The sequence below is a fragment of the Micromonospora sp. NPDC003776 genome (genome assembly GCF_053605645.1).
Genome location: NZ_JBSGJR010000306.1, coordinates 1 through 8001, shown reverse-complemented (window position 1 = coordinate 8001; position 8001 = coordinate 1). Strand labels below are relative to the sequence as shown.

Genomic DNA, 8001 nt, shown 5'->3' with positions numbered 1-8001 from the left:
GGCCACCCGGGGCGCCCACCCGGTCGCCCTGGACCTCTCCGCCGGCATGCTGCGGCACGCCGCGCAGGCGGCCGCCCGGACCGGGGTAGGCGTGCCGCTGGTGCAGGCCGACGCGCTCGCCCTGCCCTTCGCCGACGCGGCGTTCGACACCGTCTGCACCGCCTTCGGGGCCATCCCGTTCGTGGACGACTCGGCGGGCGCGATGCGGGAAGTGGCCCGGGTGCTGCGCCCCGGCGGCCGCTGGGTCTTCTCGGTCACCCACCCGATGCGCTGGATCTTCCTCGACGACCCGGGCGAGGGCGGGCTGACCGCCGTGCACTCGTACTTCGACCGCTCCCCGTACGTGGAGCAGGACGAGCACGGCGTGGCCACGTACGTCGAGCAGCACCGCACCCTCGGCGACCGGATCCGCGAGCTGGTCGGCGCCGGGTTCCGGCTGCTGGACCTGGTGGAGCCGGAGTGGCCGGCGGGACACGAGGGGATCTGGGGGCAGTGGAGCCCGCTGCGCGGCCGGCTCTTCCCCGGCACCGCCATCTTCGTCGCGGAGAAGCCGGCGCACTGACGCTCGCCCGGTCCCGGGCGCCGTTTCCGGCCGGCCGGCACGGGTACCCGGCGGGCATGGCCGAGAAGGAGTTCCGCACCGGCGACCACGTCTCCTGGGCCAGCCACAGCGGCCGGGCGTACGGCGTCGTCAAGGAGAAGCTGACCGAACGGACGCACGTCCGCGGGCACGCGGTGAACGCCTCGCCGGAGGAGCCGCAGTACCGGATCCGCAACGACGACTCGGGCCGGGACGTCGCCCACCGACCGGAGGTGCTGCGCCGTGAGTCGAGGTGAGGACGAGCAGCAGACCTACCGCGAGTTCACCGAGGCGGTGAACATGAAGCCCGGCGAGCTGCGGTCGTGGTTGGAGACCGACGAGTCCAAGCACGTCGGCTGGCGGAGGAAGGGCGCCGCGGGCGGCGAGACGGTCGGCCACGAGTCCGGCCGCCGGATCATCGAGCTGCTGCGCCGCAAGCGCGACGAGCTCTCCGCCGCCGACTACAAGCACATGCGCAAGGTCGTCGGGTACGTCCGGCGGCACATGGCGCAGCGGCCGAGCGGCGACGTCCGCCGGACCCGCTGGCGGTACTCGCTGATGAACTGGGGCCACGACCCGGTCAAGGAGCCGCTGCCGCCGCCGGGCGGCCCGTCCCGCAAGGCGCTGGAGCGGCACGGCGCCCCGCCGAAGGCCCGCCGCGGCCCCGGCCGCTGACCCCGCAGCAGGCAAGCGGCCAGGCGCACAGACCGCGAGGTGGCGGTGTCCGGGTCACGGACACCGCCGCCACGGCGCAGCGGCGTCGGTCAGTGGTCGGCGCTGTTCCAGTCCCGGCCCTCGCCGACCGACACCTCCAGCGGCACCGACAGCGGGTACGCCTCCCCCATCCGGGTGCGGACCAGGGCCTCCAGGGTCTCCCGCTCACCCGGGGCCACCTCGAAGACCAGCTCGTCGTGCACCTGCAGCAGCATCCGCGAGCGCAGCCCCGCCTCGCGCAGCGCGGTGTCGACGTGCAGCATGGCGACCTTGATGATGTCGGCCGCCGAACCCTGGATCGGGGCGTTGAGCGCCATCCGCTCGGCCATCTCCCGGCGCTGCCGGTTGTCGCTGACCAGGTCGGGAAGGTACCGCCGGCGGCCCAGGATGGTGGAGGTGTAGCCGTCGTGCCGGGCCCGGGCCACCACCTCCTGGAGGTAGTCACGGACCCCGCCGAAGCCGGCGAAGTAGTCCTCCATCAGGCCACGCGCCTCCTCGGCGGTGATGCCGAGCTGCTGGGAGAGGCCGAAGGCGCTCAACCCGTACGCGAGGCCGTAGTTCATCGCCTTGATCTTGCGACGGTGGTCGGCGGTGACCTGGTCGACCGGCAGCGCGAAGACCGACGAGGCGGTGGCGGCGTGGAAGTCGTGCCCGGAGTTGAACGCGTCGATCAGCGCGTCGTCCGACGACAGGTGCGCCATGATCCGCATTTCGATCTGGCTGTAGTCGGCGGTGAGCAGGCACTCGTAGCCCTCGCCGACGACGAAGGCGCGCCGGATGCGCCGCCCCTCCTCGGTGCGGATGGGGATGTTCTGCAGGTTGGGCTCGGTCGAGGAGAGCCGGCCGGTGGCGGCCACGGTCTGGTTGAACGTGGTGTGGATCCGGCCGTCGTCGGAGACCGACTTGAGCAGCCCGTCGACGGTCGACTTGAGCTTGGCCACGTCCCGGTGCCGCAGCAGGTGGTGCAGCAGCGGGTGCTCGGTCTGCGCGTAGAGCCACTGCAGGGCGTCGGCGTCGGTGGTGTAGCCGGTCTTGATCTTCTTGGTCTTGGGCAGGGCCAGCTCGCCGAAGAGGATCTCCTGCAGCTGCTTGGGCGAGCCCAGGTTGAACTCGCGGCCGATCACCTCGTACGCGCCCTGCGCGGCGGCCTTCACCTCGGCCGCGAAGTGCGCCTCCAGCTCGGACAGGTAGTGGGTGTCGGCGGCGATGCCGGTGCGCTCCATGGCGGCGAGGACCCGCATCAGCGGCAGCTCCACGCCGGCCATCAACCGGGCGGACTGCTCGCCGTCGCGGGACAGCTCCGCGTCGATCGCGTCGGCCAGGTCGAGGGTGGCCCGGGCGTGCAGCATCAGGTTCTGCTCGGCCACGCCGTCGTCGCCCAGCCCGTCGAGGGTGAGCTGGCCGGTCTCCGGCGCGTCCACCCGCAGCTCGCGGTGCAGGTAGCGCAGCGCCAGGTCGGTCAGGTCGTACGAGCGCTGGTCGGGGCGGGCCAGGTAGGCCGCGATCTGGGTGTCGCGGGCGATGCCCTGCAGGTCCCAGCCGTGCGCGGCGAACGCCAGCACGGCGGGCTTGCTGTCGTGCAGCACCTTGGGGCGGGTGCCGTCGGCCAGCCAGCCGGCCAGCGCGCCCTCGTCCTTCGGGTCCAGCGTCGCCGGGTCGACCCAGGCGGCCGCCCCGCCGGCGGTGGCCAGCGCCAGCCCGGTCACCGAGGCGGTGTGCCGCCGGTTGGGGCCGGTGTCGAGCTTGACCGCGACCCCGACCGGGGTGCCGGCCGGGGCGTGCGTTTCCAGCCAGCCGGCCAGCGCGCCGGGCTCGGTGAGCACCGCGCCGGCCAGTTCGAAGCCGGCCTCGGCCTCCGGCTCGACCGCCTCCAGGTACTGGTAGAGGCGGTCACGCAGGATGCGGAACTGGAGGGTGTCGAAGACCTGGTGCACGGCCTCCCGGTCCCAGCCCTGCCAGCGCGCGTCCTCGGGCCGCACCGGCAGCTCCAGGTCGGCGACCAGGCAGTTGATCTCGTAGTTGCGGATCACGTCGGCGAGCCGCTCGCGCAGGCTGTCGCCGGCCTTGCCCTTGATCGCGTCGGCGTGGGCGACCACGCCCTCCACCCCGCCGTACATGTTGATCCACTTGGCCGCGGTCTTCGGGCCGACGCCCGGGACGCCGGGCAGGTTGTCGCTGGTCTCGCCGACCAGCGCGGCCAGGTCGCGGTAGCGCTCCGGGCCGACGCCGTACTTCGCCTCGACCGCCGCCGGGTCCATCCGGGCCAGGTCGGAGACGCCCTTGCGCGGGTAGAGCACGGTGACCCGGTCACCGACCAGCTGGAACGCGTCCCGGTCGCCGGTGGTGATCAGCACCTCCATGCCCTGGTCGCGGGCCTGGCAGGCGAGGGTGGCGATGACGTCGTCGGCCTCGTAGCCCTCCCGCTCCACCACCGGGACGCGCAGCGCGGCCAGGACCTCCTTGACCAGGCTGACCTGGCCCTTGAAGTCGGTCGGGGTCTCGCTGCGGCCGGCCTTGTACTCGGCGTACTTCTCGGTGCGGAACGAGCGGCGGGAGACGTCGAAGGCGACCACGATGTGGGTGGGCTGCTCGTCGCGGAGCACGTTGATCAGCATCGAGGTGAAGCCGTAGACCGCGTTGGTCGGCTGCCCCGTGGTGGTGGAGAAGTTCTCCACCGGCAGGGCGAAGAACGCCCGGTATGCCAGGGAGTGTCCGTCGACGAGGAGCAGGCGCGGGGTCGTAGCTGTCACGGCAGCGACTCTAGTCCGTGGGCCCGACAACCCGGGTATGGCGGCACCGCAACGCCGGCGGCCGGCCGCCCCGCGAGGGACGACCGGCCGCCGGAGGGTACGACGTCAGGCCACGCCGAGATACGCCTCCTTGACCGCCGGGTCGTGCAGCAGGTCCCGGCCGGTGCCCTCCTTGACGATCCGGCCGGTCTCCAGCACGTAGCCCCGGTGGGCGCGGGAGAGCGCCTGCTGGGCGTTTTGCTCCACCAGCAGGATCGTGGTGCCCTGCTCGTTGATCCGGGTGATGATCTCGAAGATCTGCTGGATCAGCATCGGCGCGAGCCCCATCGACGGCTCGTCGAGCAGCAGCAGCCGCGGGCGGGCCATCAGCGCCCGGCCCACCGCCAGCATCTGCTGCTCACCGCCGGAGAGCGTGCCGCCGGCCTGCTTGCGCCGCTCGGCGAGCCGGGGGAAGAGGTCCATGACCATCTTCATGTCCTCGGCGATGCCCGACCGGTCCCGGCGGGTGTACGCCCCCATCTCCAGGTTCTCCAGGACGGTCATGCCGGGGAAGACGCCCCGACCCTCGGGCGCCTGCCCGATGCCCCGGGCCACCCGCAGGTCGGCCCGCATCCGGGTGACGTCGGTGCCGTCGAAGACGATCGAGCCGGACGCCACCGGGCGCAGCCCGGAGATCGCCCGCATGGTGGTGGTCTTGCCGGCGCCGTTCGCACCGATCAGGGCCACCACCTCGCCCTCGTTCACCGTCAGGCTGATCCCGTGCAGCGCCTGGATCCGCCCGTACAGCAGGGTCAGGTCCTTGATCTCAAGCAGCATCGGTCGGCACCCCCAGGTACGCGGCGATCACCTTCGGGTCCTCCCGGACCTCGGCCGGCAGGCCCTCGGCGATCTTCTTGCCGAACTCCAGCACCACGATCCGGTCGGTGACGCCCATGACCAGCCGCATGTCGTGCTCGATGAGCAGCACGGTCGTGCCGTTGTCCCGGATCTTACGGATCAGGCCGAGCAGTTCCTCCTTCTCCGCCGGGGTGAAGCCGGCGGCCGGCTCGTCCAGGCAGAGCAGGGTGGGGTCGGTGGCCATGGCCCGGGCGATCTCCAGCCGGCGCTGCTCGCCGTACGAGAGGTTGCGGGCCAGGTCCCCGGCGCGGCGCTCGATGCCGACGAAGCGCAGCAGCTCGTACGCCTTGTCCCGGCCCTGCCGCTCCTCGCGCCAGTGCCGCGGCAGCCGCAGCATCGCGGAGATCACGCTCGTCTTGTGGTGGGCGTCCGCACCCACCATCACGTTCTCCAGCGCGGTCATCTCGGGGAAGAGCCGGATGTTCTGGAACGTCCGGGCGATGCCCGCCTTGGTGATCCAGGACCGGCGCTTGCCGTTGGTCCGCTGCCCCTTGAACCGGATCTCGCCCTCGGTGGGCCGGTAGACGCCCGTCATCGCGTTGAAGCAGGTCGTCTTGCCGGCGCCGTTCGGGCCGATCAGGCCGAGGACCTCCCCCTTGTAGAGGGTGAACGCGACGTCGTTCAGGGCGACCACACCGCCGAAGCGGAGGGTGACGTGGTCGACCTCCAGCAGCGGCTCCCGCCCGGCCGGGGCGGTCTCCCCGGGGGTGGGCTCCACCGGCGTGTCCGCGCCGGACTCCGGCGGGGTGCCGACGGTGCTGCGACCGTCGTCGGCGATGTCCCGCTCGCTGGTCTCGTCCCGCTCGCTGTGCATCTGCGGCTCACTCATTGGGCACCGTCTCCTGGGGGACCGCTTCCTTGCGCCGGTCGGCGAACTCGGCCGCCCGGCGCCGGTTGGGCACCAGACCCTGCGGCCGGAAGATCATCATGATGATGACCACCAGGCCGAAGACCAGGATCCGGTACTCGGCCGCGTCGAACTCGACGCCGATGAGATCGCCCACCCCACGCAGCCACTCCGGCAGGTACCAGGTGATCGCACCGCCGACGATCGCGCCCTTGATGTTGCCCGCACCGCCGAGGATGACCGCGGCCAGCACCAGGATCGAGTTCTCCAGCAGGAAGCTGTCCGAGTTGATGAACGTCTGCTTCCCGGCGAATATCGCACCGGTCAGACCGCCGACCGCCGCGCCGATGGCGAACGCCCACAGCTTGTACTTGAACGTCGGCACGCCCATGATCTCGGCGGCGTCCTCGTCCTCACGGATCGCCACCCAGGCCCGGCCGACCCGGCTGTTGGCCAGGTTCCGCATCGCGAAGATGATCACGATGATCACCGTGAGGATCAGCCAGTAGTAGGGCTTCGAGCTCTCCACGCCGAACAGCGGCTTGCCGTCCGTGCCGGTGCCCGGCGGGTGCGGGATCTGCGGGATGCCCCGCTGGCCCTGCGCGATGCCCTCGTTGCGGGCCGCGTAGAGGCGGATCATCTCGGCGAAGCCGAGGGTCACGATGGCCAGGTAGTCGCCGCGCAGCCGCAGCGTCGGGCCACCGAGGATCACCCCGGAGACCATCGCCACCACGATCGCCACCGGCACCGCCGCCAGCCACGGCCAGTTCGTGCCGAACCGGCTCTCCGGCGAGGTCAGCAGCGCCACCGTGTACGCGCCGACCGCGTAGAAGCCGAAGTAACCGAGGTCGAGCAGACCGGCGAAGCCGACCACGACGTTCAGGCCCACCGCCAGCAGGACGAACACCGAGGTGTCGAAGAGCACCGTCGCGAAGTCCGAGCGGGTGGTGTAGAAGGCGAAGTAGTCGCTGCCGATCGGGAAACCGAGGTACTCGTAGAACCACCGGTTGGGCAGGATGTAGAGGAAGACCACGAGCGCGGCGAGGCCGGCCCAGCGGGCCTGCTTCGGCATCGCGTCCCAGCGGGTACGGAACGCCGCCATGCGGCTCTTCTTGTCCGAGCTGGCGGTCATGCGCGCGCCCTCCCGAGAGATTCGCCGAGCAGGCCGGTCGGCCGGAACATCAGCAGCACGATCAGCAGCACGAAACCGGTGAAGTCCTTCCAGTCTCCGCCGAACAGGCCGGCGGCGTAGTTCTCCACGACTCCCAGCAACAGGCCGCCGACCAGCGCGCCCCGCAGGTTGCCGATGCCGCCGAGCACCGCGGCCGAGAAGGCCTTGAGCCCGATCAGGAAGCCGACGTTGAACTTGGTGAAACCGAACCGGACGTCCCACAGCAGGGCGGCCACGCCGGCCATCAGGCCGCCGAGCACGAACACCAGCAGGATGACCCGGTTCTTGTTGACACCCATCAGGGCGGCGGTGTCCGGGTCCTGGGCCACGGCGCGGATACCGCGACCGAGCCGGCTGCGGTTCACGAACTGGTCGAGCCCGATCATCATGATCAGCGTGACACCGAGGATCAGCAGCTGGAGGTTGGTGACCTCGGCCCCGAAGAGGGTGAAGACCGTCTTCTGCGGGATCAGCTCCGGCATGCCGTACGGGGCCCGCTCGGTGCCGATGCCGAACGACTCGGAGAGCACGAACGAGGCGCCGATCGCGGTGATGAGGAAGGCCAGCGGCGGGGCGTTGCGGCGACGCAGCGGCCGGTAGGCGACCAGTTCGACGACGACCGCGGTGGACGCCGACGCGACCATCGCGACCGCGAGGCCGGCCAGGATCGCCACGATCAGCGGGCCGAAGGCGGGAGCGGGGCTGTTCTGGTCGTAGCCCAGGGCCTCCCAGGTCCACAGGGCGGTGAAGGTACCGACCATGAAGACCTCGGAGTGGGCGAAGTTGATCAGGCGCAGGACGCCGTACACCAGGGTGTAGCCGAGCGCGACGAGCGCGTAGATCGCGCCCTGTTCCAGCCCGGTGATGGTCAGCGCCGGGAAGTTCCCGAAGAGCTCATCGAAGTTCAAGAGGGGGCTCCAACTGTGCGGCCAAGCGGTGGGGGCGGGCGGGAAAAAAACCCCCCCCCCCGCCAGGGCGCCCGGGGGGGGGCCGGGCGAAACCGCGCAGGGCGGTGGGGTAGAGAATTGTGGGGCGACCAAGC

General features: G+C 71.3%; 8 protein-coding genes. 3 read left to right on the top strand and 5 right to left on the bottom strand.

Going from position 1 to position 8001, the window contains the following annotated elements; genetic code table 11:
• The 3 genes from ACWEVO_RS22710 to ACWEVO_RS22700 form a co-directional block, all read left to right on the top strand.
• On the top strand, window positions 1-562 hold a 562-nt coding region (locus ACWEVO_RS22710), incomplete at its 5' end, for a class I SAM-dependent methyltransferase (protein WP_452309537.1).
• A 56-nt stretch (window positions 563-618) separates the two neighbouring features.
• Window positions 619-837: a DUF2945 domain-containing protein gene (locus tag ACWEVO_RS22705; RefSeq protein WP_452309536.1), complete on the top strand. Its 219-nt coding sequence runs from the start codon at window positions 619-621 to the stop codon at window positions 835-837.
• The gene (locus ACWEVO_RS22700) at window positions 824-1255 is read left to right on the top strand and encodes a DUF3140 domain-containing protein (RefSeq protein WP_452309535.1); all 432 of its coding nucleotides are present in this window, start codon (window positions 824-826) and stop codon (window positions 1253-1255) included. The genes ACWEVO_RS22705 and ACWEVO_RS22700 overlap by 14 nt, the downstream gene beginning before the upstream one ends.
• A gap of 89 nt (window positions 1256-1344) precedes the next feature.
• Here ACWEVO_RS22700 and polA read toward each other — a convergent pair whose 3' ends face one another.
• The 5 genes from polA to ACWEVO_RS22675 all read right to left on the bottom strand — a co-directional run bounded on the left by polA (window position 1345) and on the right by ACWEVO_RS22675 (window position 7867).
• Window positions 1345-4044, bottom strand: coding sequence for a DNA polymerase I (polA, locus tag ACWEVO_RS22695; RefSeq protein WP_452309534.1), 2700 nt, complete (start codon window positions 4042-4044; stop codon window positions 1345-1347).
• Window positions 4045-4149: 105 nt separating this feature from the next.
• Window positions 4150-4860, bottom strand: a complete 711-nt coding sequence (locus tag ACWEVO_RS22690) for an ABC transporter ATP-binding protein (protein WP_393179105.1) — start codon at window positions 4858-4860, stop codon at window positions 4150-4152.
• Window positions 4850-5770: an ABC transporter ATP-binding protein gene (locus tag ACWEVO_RS22685; RefSeq protein ID WP_452309533.1), complete on the bottom strand. Its 921-nt coding sequence runs from the start codon at window positions 5768-5770 to the stop codon at window positions 4850-4852. The genes ACWEVO_RS22690 and ACWEVO_RS22685 overlap by 11 nt, the downstream gene beginning before the upstream one ends.
• The gene (locus ACWEVO_RS22680) at window positions 5763-6920 is read right to left on the bottom strand and encodes a branched-chain amino acid ABC transporter permease (RefSeq protein WP_452309532.1); all 1158 of its coding nucleotides are present in this window, start codon (window positions 6918-6920) and stop codon (window positions 5763-5765) included. The genes ACWEVO_RS22685 and ACWEVO_RS22680 overlap by 8 nt, the downstream gene beginning before the upstream one ends.
• Window positions 6917-7867 (bottom strand): branched-chain amino acid ABC transporter permease, encoded by a 951-nt coding sequence (locus ACWEVO_RS22675; protein ID WP_452309531.1) that lies wholly within the window; start codon window positions 7865-7867, stop codon window positions 6917-6919. Before ACWEVO_RS22675 ends, ACWEVO_RS22680 begins: the two co-directional genes overlap by 4 nt.
• Window positions 7868-8001: the final 134 nt, after the last annotated feature.

Bases quoted from the DNA above. Each gene is read 5' to 3' on its own strand.
- ACWEVO_RS22705 (WP_452309536.1), top strand. From the start codon at position 619: ATGGCCGAGAAGGAGTTCCGCACCGGCGACCACGTCTCCTGGGCCAGC.
- ACWEVO_RS22680 (WP_452309532.1), bottom strand. From the start codon at position 6,920: ATGACCGCCAGCTCGGACAAGAAGAGCCGCATGGCGGCGTTCCGTACC.
- ACWEVO_RS22690 (WP_393179105.1), bottom strand. From the start codon at position 4,860: ATGCTGCTTGAGATCAAGGACCTGACCCTGCTGTACGGGCGGATCCAG.
- ACWEVO_RS22685 (WP_452309533.1), bottom strand. From the start codon at position 5,770: ATGAGTGAGCCGCAGATGCACAGCGAGCGGGACGAGACCAGCGAGCGG.